The sequence below is a fragment of the Maribacter algae genome (genome assembly GCF_047345745.1).
In the GTDB taxonomy this organism is placed as follows: domain Bacteria; phylum Bacteroidota; class Bacteroidia; order Flavobacteriales; family Flavobacteriaceae; genus Maribacter.
In genome coordinates this window covers 346,335-362,471 of the sequence record NZ_JBLFES010000004.1, presented here as the reverse complement: position 1 = coordinate 362,471, position 16,137 = coordinate 346,335, and the positions used below count along the sequence as shown (strand labels likewise).

The window sequence follows — 16,137 nt, the reverse complement described above, 5'->3', positions numbered from 1 at the left end:
CCTTTTTCTATCTGTATTTTTGAAATACTTAATTGGATACGAATGAACGAAGCTATAAAAGATCTTGACCCAAAACCGGTTTGGAAAAATTTTGCCAATTTGAACGCTGTTCCCAGACCTTCTAAAAAGGAAGAAAGGGTGATTGCCTTTATGGTGGAATTTGGGAATTCCCTTGGTTTGGAAACCTTTACGGATGATATTGGTAACGTTGTTATTCGGAAACCTGCAAGCGTGGGCATGGAAGCGAAGAAAATGGTAACCTTACAATCGCACTTGGATATGGTGCACCAAAAAAATAACGATACCGCATTCGATTTTGAGACCCAGGGCATACAAATGTATGTTGATGGGGATTGGGTCAAAGCCAAAGGAACTACGCTGGGTGCCGATAATGGGATGGGCGTTGCGGCAATTATGGCACTTTTGGAAAGTAAAGATATTGTACATCCTCCTTTGGAAGCTTTGTTCACGATTGATGAGGAAACTGGGATGACCGGTGCGTTCGGATTAAAAGGAGGTATTTTGCAGGGGAATATCCTGTTGAACTTGGATACCGAAGAAGATGATGAGATAGGCATAGGCTGTGCGGGAGGAATTGATGTAAATGTATTGGGTAGGTATCAAAAAGAACCTTGCCCTATCGATTCTATTGCGTATAAAATTGAGGTGAAAGGCCTAAAAGGTGGGCATAGTGGCATGGATATTCATAAAGGTCTCGGGAATGCCAACAAAATCATGAACCGGGTTATACATCAGCTTAATATTGATAATGGAGCTTTGATCGCAATGATTGACGGAGGGAGCCTTAGAAATGCAATACCTCGTGAAAGCACTGCAGTTGTTGTGGTGGATAAAGGTAATGATAGAACGGTGACTGAAAATTTTCAAAAGATTGCGAAAATTATTAAAGCAGAACTATCCCTTACGGAACCTACTTTGGAAATTACAATGGCACGTACAGAAACTCCCGGATTTGTTATAGGTGAAAAGGAGAGTCACAATTTAATACGAAGTCTTTATGGTGCGCATAACGGGGTTTATGCAATGAGTGCCTCAATACCTAATTTGGTGGAAACCTCAAATAATATTGCTCGGGTAAAGGTCGATAACGGAACCATAGCAATAGGTTGTTTGACCCGATCTTCAGTGGAAACAGCCAAGATGGATTTAGCCTTTGCTTTGAAAGCTGTTTTTGAACTAGCGAATTATCAGGTTTCTTTTGATGGAGCCTATCCGGGATGGAACCCCAATCCAAATTCCGAAATAGTAAGCATAACCAAAAACTGTTATACAAAATTATTTAAGCAAGAACCGATAGTAGCTGCCTGTCATGCCGGCTTGGAGTGCGGAATTCTAGGACAAAATTATCCGGATATGGATATGGTAAGTTTTGGCCCTACCATACGGGGCGCACATTCGCCGGATGAACGTGTCAGTATTTCATCCGTTCAAAAATTTTGGGATTTTTTAATTAGAATCCTTAAGGAAACACCTTAGTAGAGGCTACTCAAACTTTTGATTTTGTGCCTTGATTTCATCACGAACCATTGCACCGCTTTGGGTAAGGTCTTCCATGGTCCAATCTCCAGTGGTGCTCGAATTTGGTTTTAGGGCAGAAGCACTTTCTACTTTGTCCGCTACGGACCAATTGCACCATGAAATTTTATTTTCGTCCAGAAAATCCCACCAAGTATTGGTCTCGGCGATATCAATAGTCCCGTTTCCGGTAAACTCAGTAGTTCCATATTCGGTCACAAAAAGAGCGATGTCATTATCCAAAGCTTGTTTGGCAATGTTGCGCAATTCCTGTTTATGGGAAGAAGCGTAGTAGTGTAATGTATATGCTACGTTTTCATCGTTTATTTCATTACCGATAACTTCATCTACACGTTGTGACCATGTTCTTGTACCGCAGATGATGATGTTGTCCGCATCAAACTTTCTTATTTCTTTGATAACGGCTTCATGATAAGGTTTTAGCACGGTATTCCACGCTGGAGTATCTAAAGGTTCATTATAGATTTCGTAAATGATATTGGGGGTATTCCCATATTTTTGGGCCACTTCCGCAAAAAATGCCTTGGATTGCTCCAAATAATCTTCCGCATGATGGCTATGCCAGTCTACAATTACATAAATACCCTGTTCTATAGCGGCATCGATTACGGTGAAAACTCTTTGCTTGTTCACTTCTGGGTCGGTGATGTAACCACCATCATCTTCTATGCCCATGGCAGCTCTCACCACGGTACATTGCCAATCTTTTTTAAGCCAAGCTACCGTTTCGGGAGTGTAATATTTACTCCCTTCGATCCATTGGCTCCAGAAAAAGGACATTCCCCTTAGTTGGACTTCCTCGTCATTTTTATCCAAAATTCTATTTCCATCAACATGCAATTGACCGTGTAGGGATACTACTGTCCCGCTAGTGGTCTCTTCCTCGTTTTCATCATCTGTAGTAGGATTGTCTTTTTCGTTGGTTACGGTATCTTCATTATCCATCTCTTCAGCTGCGGAAGATTGGCAAGAAATGGAAATGGAACAAGATAAAACAATCAAAAATTGAAAAATAGCAGTTCTCATTGTGTTACAGATTTAGGGTTTAAATTTAAGAACGTATTTTAAGCCATTATCGTATTTTGCTATTCTGCCACTCCCGTAATCTCTATATCAAAAACCAAGTTTGCGTTTGGAGGAATAGGTCCGCTACCTTGCTCTCCATAACCTAAGTGTGATGGAATAAAAAACCTAGCCTTATCTCCTATGTTTAGGCTAAGGACTGCTTCTTTGAAACCTGGAATCATTGGCATATCAGGACTGTAAGTGAGATTTAAGGGTACTAGACTCCCTCGATGCATTCTTGTGATTTCTTCCAATCTTCCATAATTTTCAGCTACTTCGCTATAACTGGTATCGAACATTGTACCATCTTCCAAATAACCAGCGTAATCGACATTTATTATTTGTCCAACCTTAGGTTTCTCTTCACTTCCTTTATTTAACAGGGTCATTTTAAGCCCGGAAGGTGTGGTCTTGGCCGTCTCTTTTTGTTTTGCTATTGTTGCGGCAAAATCGCTTTTTATCTTGTTTAGCGCAGCCAACTTTTCTTGTTTTTCTTTTTCAATGGCGGCAAGACGTTCCTCTTCCCCATCAAAATATTCGGTCATGATTTTTACGGCATCAAACTTTTTGGCTTCTTTCCCATTTCTTATAATTTCAACGGTTTTCATGCTTACCGAATCAACGGGTCTATTGCCCGCGGCAACTTTTATATTGGCAATAGAGTCTACTACGGCAATACCTTCTACTACTTCTCCAAAGACAGAATGTTTGTTATTGAGCCAAGGAGTTGCTTTGTGGGTAATGAAAAACTGACTACCATTGGTATCCGGACCGCTATTGGCCATAGAAAGAATTCCCTTTTTGTCATGGACCAGGGAATCGTTGAACTCATCCATAAACTTATAACCGGGATTTCCCGTTCCTGTACCTAAAGGACACCCTCCCTGAATCATAAAATCTTTCATAACCCTATGGAATATTAGACCGTCATAATATTTTTTTCCTTTATGTTTTTCGCTCACAAAAGGATTTTCCCCTTCTGCCAAAGAAATAAAATTGGCCACGGTAACCGGTGTTTTTCCAGGGGTTAGTTTTACGATGATATCGCCTTTGTTCGTTTTGATGTCCGCGAAAATTCCATCTCCTAAATCCGCTCGCTGACTTGTTTTACAATTTGCAAATAGTAAGACTGTTAATACTAAAACAGATAATTTGTTGATCATGATATTTTAAAATTTAATTTTCTACGTTTTCTTCTTGTTTTTCAATTTTTAAAATGGAAATGGTCGATTTCAACGGCACATTGCTACCAATTTTGTTGTCGTCGCCGTGATATCCAAAACCAATGGAAGAAGGGAATAAAAAAGTAGCTTTTTCTCCTTCCTTTAATATTTTGACCGCTTCCCTCAAACCTGGGAAGAGTTTTTCCTTATCCACCTTATAACTTCTGGTCCCTATTTCGTTCAGCGAATAAATAGTGTCGTTGTCCAATGTTCTGAGGTCATAGTTCATCACTACCAAATCATTTTCTTTGGGTACATAGGTATCCACATCATTTGTGATATGATAATGGTACCAAGAACCATTTGCACTATGGGTATAATGCCTTAGGGAATCGTTTTTAATGATTTCCTGAATCCTTTTTTCTTCGACGGCCAATAATTTTTTACTTCTTTCTATAGATTCCTTGAAAAAACTTCCACTTTTTGTTTGAACGGGTCTTCTTGGTTCCGGGCCCTTACAGCTCCAGATTCCCAAAAACAAAAGAATGATCAAACTGTTTCTCATGCGGTCAATGATTCTTTATACTTTGGTAATAACGATTTAAAATACGTTGTAGTCTCCGAAATGGATTTTTCGCTTCTACCCCCTGCGGCGTTCGTATGTCCTCCACCATCAAAATGATTTCTGGCAAATTCATTTACCGAAAAATCCCCTACGGAACGGAAGGATATTTTCAGAATTCCTTCTTCCTTGTTCTCAATGAATATTACCGCAAAGCGTATGCCTTCTAATGTTAGGCCATAGTTTACAAAACCTTCGGTGTCCCCTTTTTCATAATTATACTTGTCCAGTTCTGCTTGGCTCAACGTAATATATGCCGTATTGAATTCCTCTAGGATAACCATATTCTTTAACGCGCACCCTAACAAATGTAGTCGGCTGGGAGAATTGGTATCATAAATCCTATGATGAATTTCGGTGCCTTCCGCGCCACGGTCCATTAAATCTGCTATTACCCTGTGCGTATTACTAGTGGTTGCTTTAAATTTAAAGGAACCTGTGTCCGTCATGATGCCCGTATAAATGCAGTTGGCCATATCTTTATTGATACTGTCCAAATCGCCCAAATAGGAAATGAGATTGTAAACCATTTCACAAGTGGAACTCATGTTCACATCCGAATACATGATTTCTGCATAGTCCGATGGTTGTTGGTGATGGTCTACCATCACGAAAGTGGTATCAAGGCCTTCGAGTGTTTTTGTCATTTGCCCAACCCTTCCCAAGTGGTTAAAGTCCAAGGTAAAAACGATATCAGCTTCTTCCAAGGCCTTTTTTGATTGCGAATTTTCCTTTTCAAAATTTAGAATGGCCTCGTTGCCTGGCATCCATTTTAGGAATTTCGGAAAATCGTTTGGAGAAACGATTACCGCTTTATGATTTTTTGAATTCAGGTAATGGCAAAGCGCTAAAGTGGAGCCAATGGCATCACCATCTGGGTTTTTATGTGGAACAATGGCTATTTTCTTGGAAGTGGAAAGTAGCGCTTTAAGCGCATTGATATGCTCTAAATTCATGGCGGCAAAGATACAATTTAATAACATAGGGGTAAATTGTAAATACCTAATTTTGCCTTTCACAAAATGAATATGAAAAGAATTTTACTGTGTTTGGGTCTAGTTGTTTTGATAGGGTGTGCATCCAAAAAAGAACTGCCCGGCGTTGGACAAACCAATGAATTTGTCATTGCTTTTGGTTCCTGTAATAAAGCTACTTTGGATAATTTTTTATGGGACGATATTCTCAATGAAAACCCGAATATTTGGGTTTGGGGCGGAGATATCGTGTATGCGGATACGGACAATATGGATACCTTGAGGGCCAAATATGCGAACCAAGATAAAATTTTAGGTTATCGGCGTTTAAAAAATAAGGTTCCGGTAATCGGTACTTGGGACGACCATGATTATGGCATAAATGATGGCGGTGTCGAGTTTAAGGCAAAAAAAGAAAGTCAGCAAGAATTTTTGGATTTTATGGACGTTCCCAAGGAGAGCCCACGTAGAGAGCAAGAAGGAGTATATGCCGCGCATGATTTTGAACTACCTGATGGTAAAGTGAAAATCATAATTTTGGACACCCGGTATTTTAGAACGGCACTGACATCGGATACTGGAACAAAAAAGAGAAATAAGCCCAATGCCTATGGAGAAGGGACTATTCTTGGCCAAAAACAATGGCAGTGGTTGGAAAATGAACTGCAAAATTCCAAGGCCGATTTTAATATTCTCATTAGTAGCATACAATTCTTGTCCAATAAACATGGATTTGAGTGTTGGGGCAATTTTCCGCACGAGGTAGACCGTTTGAAAGGCTTGATCTCCAATACTAATGCAAAAGGCGTATTGATTTTATCAGGAGACCGTCATATCTCCGAATTTTCCAGAACTGATGTTACCGGTATGGAGTATCCATTAGTAGATTTTACCAGTAGCGGCCTAACCCACGCGTACAGAAATTTTACCGGTGAAGAGAATCCGTATAGAGTAGGGGATGTTGTTGCTACGGAAAGCTATGGCATTCTAAAGTTGAATCTTAAATCGAAAATGGCCCATATGAAAATGATGGGCGATAACGGGGAACTCTTTGGTGAACTGCAACAAAGCTACGAATAGTTGTTTGTTGTAGGGAAAAACGTATTTTTGCGCAAAATTTTGAGATATGATTACAAATAGAACTTTTACGATGATCAAGCCAGATGCCGTTGAGAACGGACATATTGGAGCTATATTGGAAAAAATTACGGCTTCAGGGTTTAAAATCGTAGCTATGAAATATACACAGTTGAGCAGAAGGGATGCCGAGGAATTTTATGCGATTCACAAAGAGCGACCCTTTTTTGGGGAGCTGGTACAATTCATGACCAGAGGGCCAATTGTTTCCGCTATTTTGGAGAAGGACAATGCAGTAGAAGATTTTCGGGCATTGATTGGGGCCACGAACCCTGCCGAAGCTGCAGAAGGAACAATCCGTAAATTATTTGCAAAAGATATAGGCGAAAACGCTGTTCACGGTTCCGATAGTGATGAAAACGCCGCTATTGAAGGTTCTTTTCACTTTTCGGGTAGGGAAATATATTAAGGGAACAACTTATAATTTTAATTTAAAAACCGGCCCAAGGGTCGGTTTTTTCGTTTGAAATAGCTTATTCATCTAATGCACTTTTTATCGCAGTACTATTTTTTTGACGAGTTCCTTACCCAGTTCCTCGTTCAGCATCCTTACTATCTTGGATTTGCCCAAGCTCAGTTCTTCTCTAAGCACGGAAGAAGAAAGCGAAACAAACAATGTATCACCTTTTAAATCTACCGCAGTGGTGTAATTGTCAACGCCATTGCCCATAAGATTTGACCACGCTTCCTGAACATCGATTTTATTCATCCCTTTTTCCAGTTTGTTTTCTTGGATAAAAGCGGACAAGGCTTCTTTCATGGAACGGTTCTCATTCTCTCTCTTGGCCATCAGGGATTTAGATTAATGGGTTCGTATCGCTTGTAATGATAAATCACGTTCGCTTCGTTCTTGATTGAAAATTCCCTTTGGGATAATGTTAAAAGCTCTTCTTTCCATTCGCTCAGATTATTTTTATAATGAATGAAAAAAATGTCTTCCTCTTGGATGATATTGAACAATTCTGCATCGTCCGAAGTTTCAAAACTACCGTTGAACTTTGGGTTCACTTTTTTTCGATATCCTGTGAGCGAATCTATTTTTATAAAATCGATATTCAAATTCGCCTTATATTCTTTTTCGTTCCCGTCCGGGAATGTAACCCTTTCTATTTCCCAATAGCCGTTCAATAAGGAAAGGTCTTCTTTTGAAACGTCACTGGAACAAGACATCATCAATATAACTAAAAAAAAGCCATTGAATCTCATACTATAGTTTGAATATCTTATAGGTCTGATGTATTTTTTTGACCACATTCTCCGTGCGTTCCGCATGGGTATCGCTAATGAATATTTGTCCAAAATTTTCATTGTCTACCAAGGCAATGATATGTGCTACCCTGTTCTCGTCCAATTTATCAAAGATATCATCCAAAATTAAGATGGGAGTGGTTTTGGACTGTTCTTTCATAAAATGAAATTGCGCAAATTTTAAAGCGATCAAAAACGATTTCTGCTGTCCTTGACTACCAAATTTTTTAATGGGATACTCACTTATTTTAAAACTAAGGTCATCTTTATGTATTCCCACACTAGTATATTGGACCGCTCTGTCCTTTTCAATACTTTTTTCCAACAAGGTATGGAAATCCTCATGCAAAAGCTTACTGTCATAGATGAGGTCTACGTGTTCCGTATTCCCGGTAATAGCTTTATATTGTTCTTGAAATATGGGAATGAAGGCTTTGATGAATTGCTGTCTTTTCTCAAATATTTCGTTCCCAAACGTTTGTAATTGCTCGTTATATACCTCTAACGCGGCTTTTTCAAAAGTATGGTTGACCGCAAAATATTTTAAAAGGGCATTGCGCTGCGAAAGCACTTTACCATAGTTCATCAAAGCATTTAAGTAACTCTTATCCGACTGTGAAATAACGCCGTCCATAAATTTTCTGCGCATATCGCTACCTTCCATGATGAGATCCCTATCCGCAGGGGAAATGATGACCAATGGGAGCAGCCCTATGTGTTCCGCAAAGCGTTCATAGGGTTTTCCGTTTCTTTTGATTATTTTTTTGGTGTTTCGTTTAAGGCTACAGACTATTTTTTCGGTACGGCCCTCTTTTTGAAACGTTCCATCGATGACAAAAAAATCGGTATCGTGTTTTATATTTTGTGAGGATACCGGATTAAAGTAGCTTTTGCCAAAGGAAAGGTGGTAGATGGCATCCAGTATATTCGTTTTTCCTACGCCATTGGCACCGACAAAGCAATTTATTTTAGCATCGAAGGTTAAATCCGTCGATTCAAAATTTTTATAATTAATAAGGGACAATTGCTCTAGAATCATGAAAAACGCCGAATTATTTAGTCGAAAAGCGTTGGTTATGGCTTAAAATATCCAAAAATAACGAATAAATAGGCTATTGGATTTCAATAAAAACTTTATTTTTGCGCGACCAATTAAATAAGTAATGGCTACATATAAGAAAAGAGGATTTAAGCCCAAAACAAAGGAGGAAATCCAAGAGTTTGATGAGCAGGAAAGCACAACGGCAGAGGTATTTAGTTCCTTGGATGAAGGTGCGTCCAAAACTGAGGCATGGGTTTCCCAGAACCAAAATTATATTTTAGGGATTATTGGTGTTATTGCCATTGGGGTATTGGGATATTTGGCCTATAATCAATTCGTTCAAAAACCTACCGAATCAAATGCGGCCAATGAACTGTACTATCCGCAACAGTATTTTGACCAAGCACTGAACAGTGCTACACAAAAAGATTCTTTGTTTATGTTGGCTTTGGAAGGGGCAGAAGGGAAGTATGGTTTTTTGGATATTATCGAAGAATACAATGGAACCAAAGCGGCTAATATGGCCAATTATTCTGCTGGGATGGCTTACTTGAACATGAACAAATATCAGGAGGCTATTGATTATTTAGAAGATTTTTCATCCGATGACGATGTGTTGGGTGCTTTGGCCAAAGGCGGTATAGGCGACGCTTTTATGCAATTGGGACAGCCTTCCGATGCATTGGGATACTATGATGCCGCGATTGCGCACAGTAGCAACGACTACACAACTCCAAAATTTTTACAAAAAGCGGGTATCACGGCTATGGAGATGGGCGATAAAAGCAAAGCACTTTCCTATTTTCAACGAATCAAGGACGAGTTTTCAGACTCCGATGAAGGCCGTAACGTAGATGCTTTTATAGGTATGGCAAAAAGTGGTGCATAATGGCAACGTCAACCAAAAATTTATCCGTTTATGATAAAGCAACGATCCCAAACGCGAAGGAATTTCGGTTTGGGATCGTTGTTTCTGAATGGAACCCTAAAATAACGGAAGGCCTTTACAAAGGTGCTGAAGCCGCTTTATTGGATTGCGGAGCACTTGCCTCAAACATAAACAGGCTCAATGTTCCAGGTAGTTTTGAACTGACCTTTGGGTGCAAAAAACTAATCGAAATTGGTGAGGTTGATGCAGTAATCGCCATTGGAAGTGTCATTCAAGGGGAAACAAAACATTTTGATTTTGTCTGTGATGCCACTGCCCAAGGCATTAAAGACTTGAACGTTCTGACTGAAGTTCCCGTTATTTTCTGTGTGCTTACGGACAATACCATGCAGCAGGCTATTGACCGAAGTGGTGGCAAGCACGGCAATAAAGGTATTGAAGCCGCAATAGCGGCCATTAAAATGGCCGTAATAGCAAATAGTTAATCCCGGCTTATTTTACGTTTAATCTTCGATTTGACAGTCGCATTATAATTTGGTATGGACTGTTAACAAATTTTGGCATTCCTTTTGATTTCCTTTTTTTGATTTTAAGTAACTTTGAAACCATGGGGATGTTGAGTAAAATAACGCGTTTACGAAAGAACAGGCAATATGAATATAGCCCCAGATACTACGATGATAAAGGAAAGGGAAATCCCTATAAAATGGAACCTAAATTGGATAAGTTTAGGAGTACGTTGACCAACCAAAGGGGTTTAAAGAACAAATTCAACAACGCCTTTGAAGACGCTAAACGAGAGGGTGACCGTAATCTCAAAATGCGGATGGTCATAATTATTGCGGTATTACTTTTCATAGTGCTTTACATATTGGATTTCGACCTTTCAATTTTCTTTGGTAACTAATGGCGGATATTATAAGACTTTTGCCAGACCACGTGGCCAACCAGATAGCTGCGGGAGAAGTAGTACAACGCCCGGCTTCGGTAGTAAAAGAGCTCTTGGAAAATGCTATAGATGCCTCCGCCACTGAAATAAAACTCATTATTAAGGACGGGGGGAAAACACTTGTTCAGGTAGTGGACAACGGTGTTGGAATGACGGAAACCGATGCCAGATTGAGTTTTGAGCGCCATGCCACTTCCAAAATTCAGAAGGCAGAAGACCTTTTTAACCTAAACACCAAGGGTTTTAGGGGGGAAGCCTTGGCCTCTATTGCCGCTATTGCCCACGTGGAAATGATGACCCGCACGGAGGACGAGGAAATCGGGACACATATTAAAATTGAGGGAAGTACCGTCACAAGTCAAGAAGTTGCCGTTGTTCCAAAGGGAACATCCATGCTGGTGAAAAATCTCTTTTTTAATATCCCTGCAAGGCGTAATTTTCTAAAATCGGATCAAGTAGAATTGAGACATATTACGGATGAATTTCATCGAGTGGCACTGGCACATCCCAATATCGCTTTTAGTTTTTATAATAATGGCGGAGAAGTTTTTAACCTACCTTCCGATTCTTTTAGAAAGCGTATTGTACATGTTTTTGGAAGAAAGACCGATGAGAAATTGGTTCCCGTTGAAGAAGAGACACAAGTCGTAAAAGTTACAGGTTTCATTCTAAAACCGGAGTTTGCCAAAAGGAGCAGGGGAGAGCAGTTTTTTTTTGCCAATAACCGGTTTATAAAGAGTCCGTATTTGCATCATTCCGTTTTAGGTGCTTTTGAAGGATTGACAAAGCAAGGAACACATCCCGGATACTTTTTGAGATTAGAAGTGAATCCTGCTGCCATAGACATCAATATACATCCTACCAAAACAGAAGTTAAATTTGATGATGAGCATACCTTATATGCCATTTTGAAATCCACCGTAAAACATAGTTTAGGTCAATTTAACGTAGTTCCCGTGTTGGACTTTGAAAAGGACCAGAATTTGGACACACCCTATAATTACAAGAATAAACCGGTGAAGGTACCGGAGGTTTCCGTAGATGCATCCTTCAATCCTTTTGTCGACGTGAAACCTAAAACACATTCATCCCCTTCAAATTACACAAAAACCAGTGCTAAGGGTTGGGAACGTTTATACGAAGGGTTAGAAGCGAATCCCATTCATGGAAATCCAAATTTTCAGTTTGAATCGGAAATGGCCAACAGCACTATTTTTGAGAATGATGCTGATGTTAAAGATACTCCAAGTACCACATTTCAACTTCGAAAAAAATTCATTGTGACCACCATTAAATCGGGAATGGTCGTAATCAACCAAAGTAGGGCGCACGAGCGAGTGCTGTACGAAAACTTTTTAAAGAACATAACAATAAAAGAGGCGATAAGCCAACAACTGCTTTTTCCCTTATCCTTAAATTTTTCTACTGGGGATATAAAGATTTTAAAAGAAATAAAAGAGAATCTAAGTGCTGTTGGTTTTGTTTTTGAACGAATAGGTGAAGATGGGGTAGAGATAAAAGGGGTTCCGGTAATGGTCTCGGAAAGTGAAGTACAAATGGTGATGGAGCAACTCATTTCTGACTTTCAGATGGAAATTCCCGGTGATAGTTTTTCGCAAAGTGATATATTGGCAAAAACACTGTCCAAAACTCTATCCGTAAAAACAGGTGAAGTCTTGGACGAACAATCCCGTATGAATTTGGTCAACGATTTATTCGCTTGCAAGGAGACCACCTTGAGTCCGTTTAACAAACCGACCTATATCACCATTACCGAAAACGATATTGAAAGAAAATTTATTTAAATGGCGAGACTGACTGAAGCAATCAAGCACCTGCTTATTATCAATATTTTATTCTTTGTTGCAACTCAACTTTATGGGGAACAGATGTACCAATGGTTTTCACTTTGGTTCCCAAAAAATGAAAATTTTGGATTGTGGCAGATCGTATCGCACATGTTTATGCACGGCGGTTTTATGCATATTGCTTTCAATATGTATGCACTTTATGCTTTTGGAACACCTCTAGAACGTATGTGGGGCAAAAATAAATTTCTATTTTTTTACTTTTCGGCTGGTTTGGGAGCCGCATTGATTCACACAGGAGTGAACTACTATTATTTCAATGAAGGTTTAAGTGCTTTGGTGAATTCAGGCATTTCCGAGTCAAGTATTCTAGAAGTAGTTTCGAATGGGCAATATAATACGAGCTGGTATGAGATTGCCGGAAAATCTACAATAGATAATTTTTTAAGTGCCTATAGTACACCGGCTGTTGGAGCATCCGGAGCTATTTATGGGGTTTTGGTCGCTTTTGGCATGTCTTACCCAAATAGTGAGCTGTTCCTCATATTTTTACCCGTACCGATAAAAGCGAAGTATTTTATTCCCGTTTTAATTGGATTGGATTTGTTTTCCGGAGTTACGGGGTATAGTCTTTTCGGGCAGGGTATTGCCCATTTTGCGCACGTTGGTGGGGCATTGTTTGGTTTTCTGATGATGTGGTACTGGAAAAAGAACCAGTTTAATAAAAATAGATGGAACTAATATGGCGCAGGGAAATCTTAAATACCAGTTCAGTAGGTTAAACATCGCAGAGAAGTTAATTGCGGCAAATGTATTGGTCTTCATCGTCAATGCACTTTTTCCTTTTTTACTGAATCTTTCAAAGAATAGTATTGTTCAATGGTTTGAGTTGCCAAAAGATTTTTTTGATTTTTTAATGCAGCCATGGTCCATTATAACATACTCCTTTTTTCATGGAGGATTTGGTCATCTTTTTTGGAACATGTTGCTCATTTATTTTGTGGGCAGGATTTTCTTAAACCTTTTTGATGCCAAACGCTTTCTAAATGTTTATTTATTGGGAGTCATATTAGGAGGTTTTTTCTTTCTTGTAGGATATAATATTTTCCCCGCATTTTTTGGTGTCAATGCCTATTTAATAGGGGCTTCTGCTGGTGCAAGTGCCATTTTGATATTTATCTGTACCTATATGCCCAATCAAGAGGTACGTCTCATATTTTTCAATGTAAAACTATGGTATATTGGTGCTTTTATGGTGTTGATGGATTTGATTCGGTTGCCATACAGCGGTAACGCAGGTGGTCATTTGGCGCATTTGGGTGGCGCTTTACTGGGATATTGGTACGCAAGACAACTTTTAAACGGTATGGATATCGGAGCTGGTTTTTCAAGATTTTTGGATGGTATTGCAAATCTTTTTAAAAAGTCCGAAAAGAAAGCACCGTTAAAGACCGTTTATCGAAAACAAAAATCGACCGCTTCGAAGACCACAGTAAATTATGACAAACAGAGCCAACAAAAAAAGATAGATGCCATTCTCGATAAAATCAGTAAATCGGGCTATGAAAGCTTATCAAAAGCGGAAAAAGATTTTCTTTTTCAGGCGGGAAAAGAAAAATAGCTATGAAAAAGTTTTCGCTATTTAACAAACTGTTGCTAACAGTCAATTTTATTCTGGTGATATTACTGCTTTTGGCATGTATTGTACCCTATGCTTCTATAGCAAGTTTTTCTTTTTTGAGTCTTTGTGTTCCGTTACTTGTCATTCTAAATATTCTATTTGTTGCCTATTGGTGTTTTGTAAAGTTCAAAATGATACGCTTTTCTCTTTTTGCGCTTATCGTGGGATATTTCAGTTTGGGAAGTTTTTATCGTTTATCCAATAAAATAGTAGTTTCAAAGGAAAACGGAATTGGTATTATGAGTTTTAATACCGCTGGTTTTGGCAAGTCAAAATATGGGAAGCAATATAAAGATGGAAAACATATTATCGATTTTATTATTGAACAAAATCAAGATATAGTATGCATTCAGGAGTTTGATGGGAGAAGAAGGAATTCATCGGATTTTGATATATATCCCCATGAGTATTTTAACGGGGGTACTAATAACAATGTTTCCAAAGTTAGACAGGCAATTTTTTCTAAATATCCTATAATTGATACAGGTGTTTTAGATTTCCCAAAAAGTTTTAATCAAGGTATATATGCTGATGTTATTATAGAAAAGGATACCCTACGCATCTATAATTTACATTTGGAATCTTTACGGGTAAGACCCTTAAGTATAGCGCATGAGGAATCGGATAAACTTTTTAAACGGCTTAACAGTTCTTTTTCAAAGCAACAACAACAGGCTGAAATTTTTAAAAAGCACGCAGCTACTTCACCTTATAAATATATTGTCTGCGGCGACTTCAACAACACCCAATTTTCCAACCCTTATCTTACCATTAGAGGTGATATGAAAGATACTTTTGAGGAAAAAGGAAGCGGTTACGGAAAAACGATTTATTTCTGGAGGTTTCCTTTGCGGATAGATTTTATTTTGACCGACCCAAGTTTTGAAGTACTCACACATCAAAATTTCGATGTGAGTTTATCGGATCATAAACCGATTATTGCATCAATAAAACTTGGTTCCGATAAATAGACAATCTACAAAATCTGCAATCATATGTAGGAGAAAAGCGAATCCCCAAATTCTAGTTTTTTTGGAAAAAAGCAAGACAAAATAAAAACCTATGGCCCAATAACTGTGTAATGGATGAAAACCGATGCTACACCTATCAGGAGCAAAAATAGGAGTTGCCAAAAGATGGTCAATATCCAAAATTATTCCAGCAAGTAATATGAGCAATACACGCATACTATTTTTTTTGAAAATAGTAAAGGCAAAGGCGATGATAAACGGAACTACAAAATGAATACCGTAATGAAGAACGAACCTAAGCATTTTCTGATGTCATATCCAATGCTTTTAAATAAGAACTCGTATTAGGTCCTAGATTAAAAAGTAAATCCAGAATACTCAAATTTGGGACAAAACCATGTTTGCTATTAAAAACCTGCATGTATTCAGGATTTGGAGAAAAGTGTTGCCTTTTGGCATTTGCTAAAAACCTAAGATCTCGAACATTTTTTGGAGTTGTTTCAAAATATTCGGTTTGTCTATTGGATATGGGCACTTGTAAACAATCGCAGATGGTCTTTATTGTTTCAAAGTTAAAATTCATTAGAGTGTCAAAACTGACTTCGAACAACGGTTTTATGTCATCTTCATAGAACTCAAAAAAAGGAGAAGTTCTATAAGCCGTTTCCAATGTGCGCCAATGTTGCCGTTGCCATTTATAGGAGTTGTCCAATTTTATATTTCTATATACTTGCCTGCCCGTTGCATTGCCTACATGCACAATGGGTATGCTGAGCATATGTTTGCCCCTATCTGTACAAATGTAAGTTCTATTTCTATAGGTCTGTTTTTGGTAATTATCGTATATCTCCCATATGACATCATGGTTCAATTGTATGGAAAAACTATGAATGGTCGGGAAATATGTGGGATGCAACAGTGCTTTCACGGAAATAAAATACGATTATTTGTTTACTACTGAGTACGTTCAGCTATTTTACAATTCTTTCTTTTTTTATCGATTACATAATCCGATTTTGTGATTAATCGTA

General features: G+C 38.6%; 19 protein-coding genes. 10 read left to right on the top strand and 9 right to left on the bottom strand.

The genetic code is table 11. The annotated features are described in order from the left end of the window. The first annotated feature begins 42 nt into the window (after positions 1-42). A complete protein-coding gene (locus ACKWBX_RS16155) occupies positions 43-1,497 on the top strand; it encodes an aminoacyl-histidine dipeptidase (protein WP_413969761.1) in 1,455 nt (484 codons plus the stop codon). Positions 1,498-1,503: 6 nt separating this feature from the next. Here ACKWBX_RS16155 and ACKWBX_RS16150 read toward each other — a convergent pair whose 3' ends face one another. Genes ACKWBX_RS16150 through ACKWBX_RS16135 form a run of 4 tightly spaced genes read right to left on the bottom strand, consistent with a single transcriptional unit; the run spans position 1,504 to position 5,363 of the window. Continuing rightward, entirely contained in the window at positions 1,504-2,583 is a 1,080-nt protein-coding gene (locus ACKWBX_RS16150) for a glycoside hydrolase family 5 protein (RefSeq protein ID WP_413969760.1), read from the bottom strand. A 59-nt stretch (positions 2,584-2,642) separates the two neighbouring features. Next, complete coding sequence (locus ACKWBX_RS16145) at positions 2,643-3,785, bottom strand: peptidylprolyl isomerase (protein ID WP_413969759.1); 1,143 nt, start codon at positions 3,783-3,785, stop codon at positions 2,643-2,645. Positions 3,786-3,798: 13 nt separating this feature from the next. Then, the gene (gene gldI / locus ACKWBX_RS16140) at positions 3,799-4,350 is read right to left on the bottom strand and encodes a gliding motility-associated peptidyl-prolyl isomerase GldI (RefSeq protein ID WP_413969758.1); all 552 of its coding nucleotides are present in this window, start codon (positions 4,348-4,350) and stop codon (positions 3,799-3,801) included. Beyond that, positions 4,347-5,363, bottom strand: coding sequence for a DHH family phosphoesterase (locus ACKWBX_RS16135; protein ID WP_413969824.1), 1,017 nt, complete (start codon positions 5,361-5,363; stop codon positions 4,347-4,349). Before ACKWBX_RS16135 ends, gldI begins: the two co-directional genes overlap by 4 nt. Positions 5,364-5,435: 72 nt before the next feature. On the opposite strand from ACKWBX_RS16135, the gene ACKWBX_RS16130 reads away from it, so the two are divergent. Together ACKWBX_RS16130 and ACKWBX_RS16125 are read left to right on the top strand one after the other, a co-directional pair. Further along, on the top strand, positions 5,436-6,461 hold the full coding sequence (locus ACKWBX_RS16130; protein ID WP_413969757.1) for an alkaline phosphatase D family protein: 1,026 nt from the start codon (positions 5,436-5,438) through the stop codon (positions 6,459-6,461). 46 nt (positions 6,462-6,507) lie between these two features. Beyond that, on the top strand, positions 6,508-6,927 hold the full coding sequence (locus tag ACKWBX_RS16125; RefSeq protein WP_413969756.1) for a nucleoside-diphosphate kinase: 420 nt from the start codon (positions 6,508-6,510) through the stop codon (positions 6,925-6,927). A gap of 84 nt (positions 6,928-7,011) precedes the next feature. On the opposite strand, the gene ACKWBX_RS16120 is transcribed toward ACKWBX_RS16125, so the two are convergent. Genes ACKWBX_RS16120 through recF form a run of 3 tightly spaced genes read right to left on the bottom strand, consistent with a single transcriptional unit; the run spans position 7,012 to position 8,805 of the window. Then, on the bottom strand, positions 7,012-7,308 hold the full coding sequence (locus ACKWBX_RS16120) for a DciA family protein (RefSeq protein WP_413969755.1): 297 nt from the start codon (positions 7,306-7,308) through the stop codon (positions 7,012-7,014). Further along, positions 7,308-7,724, bottom strand: a complete 417-nt coding sequence (locus ACKWBX_RS16115; protein ID WP_413969754.1) for a hypothetical protein — start codon at positions 7,722-7,724, stop codon at positions 7,308-7,310. Before ACKWBX_RS16115 ends, ACKWBX_RS16120 begins: the two co-directional genes overlap by 1 nt. 1 nt (position 7,725) lies before the next feature. Continuing rightward, the gene (recF, locus tag ACKWBX_RS16110) at positions 7,726-8,805 is read right to left on the bottom strand and encodes a DNA replication/repair protein RecF (RefSeq protein ID WP_413969753.1); all 1,080 of its coding nucleotides are present in this window, start codon (positions 8,803-8,805) and stop codon (positions 7,726-7,728) included. Positions 8,806-8,929: 124 nt separating this feature from the next. On the opposite strand from recF, the gene ACKWBX_RS16105 reads away from it, so the two are divergent. The 7 genes from ACKWBX_RS16105 (at position 8,930) to ACKWBX_RS16075 (ending at position 15,106) form a co-directional block, all read left to right on the top strand. Beyond that, positions 8,930-9,697, top strand: coding sequence for a tetratricopeptide repeat protein (locus ACKWBX_RS16105; RefSeq protein WP_413969752.1), 768 nt, complete (start codon positions 8,930-8,932; stop codon positions 9,695-9,697). Continuing rightward, positions 9,697-10,182 (top strand): 6,7-dimethyl-8-ribityllumazine synthase, encoded by a 486-nt coding sequence (gene ribH, locus ACKWBX_RS16100; protein ID WP_413969751.1) that lies wholly within the window; start codon positions 9,697-9,699, stop codon positions 10,180-10,182. Before ACKWBX_RS16105 ends, ribH begins: the two co-directional genes overlap by 1 nt. Positions 10,183-10,310: 128 nt before the next feature. Beyond that, positions 10,311-10,604: a riboflavin synthase subunit beta gene (locus tag ACKWBX_RS16095; RefSeq protein WP_413969750.1), complete on the top strand. Its 294-nt coding sequence runs from the start codon at positions 10,311-10,313 to the stop codon at positions 10,602-10,604. Next, positions 10,604-12,451 (top strand): DNA mismatch repair endonuclease MutL, encoded by a 1,848-nt coding sequence (gene mutL / locus ACKWBX_RS16090; RefSeq protein WP_413969749.1) that lies wholly within the window; start codon positions 10,604-10,606, stop codon positions 12,449-12,451. The genes ACKWBX_RS16095 and mutL overlap by 1 nt, the downstream gene beginning before the upstream one ends. Then, on the top strand, positions 12,452-13,195 hold the full coding sequence (locus tag ACKWBX_RS16085) for a rhomboid family intramembrane serine protease (RefSeq protein ID WP_413969748.1): 744 nt from the start codon (positions 12,452-12,454) through the stop codon (positions 13,193-13,195). A 1-nt stretch (position 13,196) separates the two neighbouring features. Continuing rightward, positions 13,197-14,075, top strand: a complete 879-nt coding sequence (locus ACKWBX_RS16080) for a rhomboid family intramembrane serine protease (protein WP_413969747.1) — start codon at positions 13,197-13,199, stop codon at positions 14,073-14,075. 2 nt (positions 14,076-14,077) lie between these two features. Beyond that, positions 14,078-15,106: an endonuclease/exonuclease/phosphatase family protein gene (locus ACKWBX_RS16075; protein WP_413969746.1), complete on the top strand. Its 1,029-nt coding sequence runs from the start codon at positions 14,078-14,080 to the stop codon at positions 15,104-15,106. Here ACKWBX_RS16075 and ACKWBX_RS16070 read toward each other — a convergent pair. Together ACKWBX_RS16070 and ACKWBX_RS16065 are read right to left on the bottom strand one after the other, a co-directional pair. Continuing rightward, positions 15,080-15,409: a DUF6122 family protein gene (locus ACKWBX_RS16070; RefSeq protein ID WP_413969745.1), complete on the bottom strand. Its 330-nt coding sequence runs from the start codon at positions 15,407-15,409 to the stop codon at positions 15,080-15,082. The genes ACKWBX_RS16075 and ACKWBX_RS16070 overlap by 27 nt on opposite strands. Beyond that, positions 15,402-16,034: a WbqC family protein gene (locus tag ACKWBX_RS16065; protein WP_413969744.1), complete on the bottom strand. Its 633-nt coding sequence runs from the start codon at positions 16,032-16,034 to the stop codon at positions 15,402-15,404. Before ACKWBX_RS16065 ends, ACKWBX_RS16070 begins: the two co-directional genes overlap by 8 nt. Between the last annotated feature and the right edge of the window lie 103 nt (positions 16,035-16,137).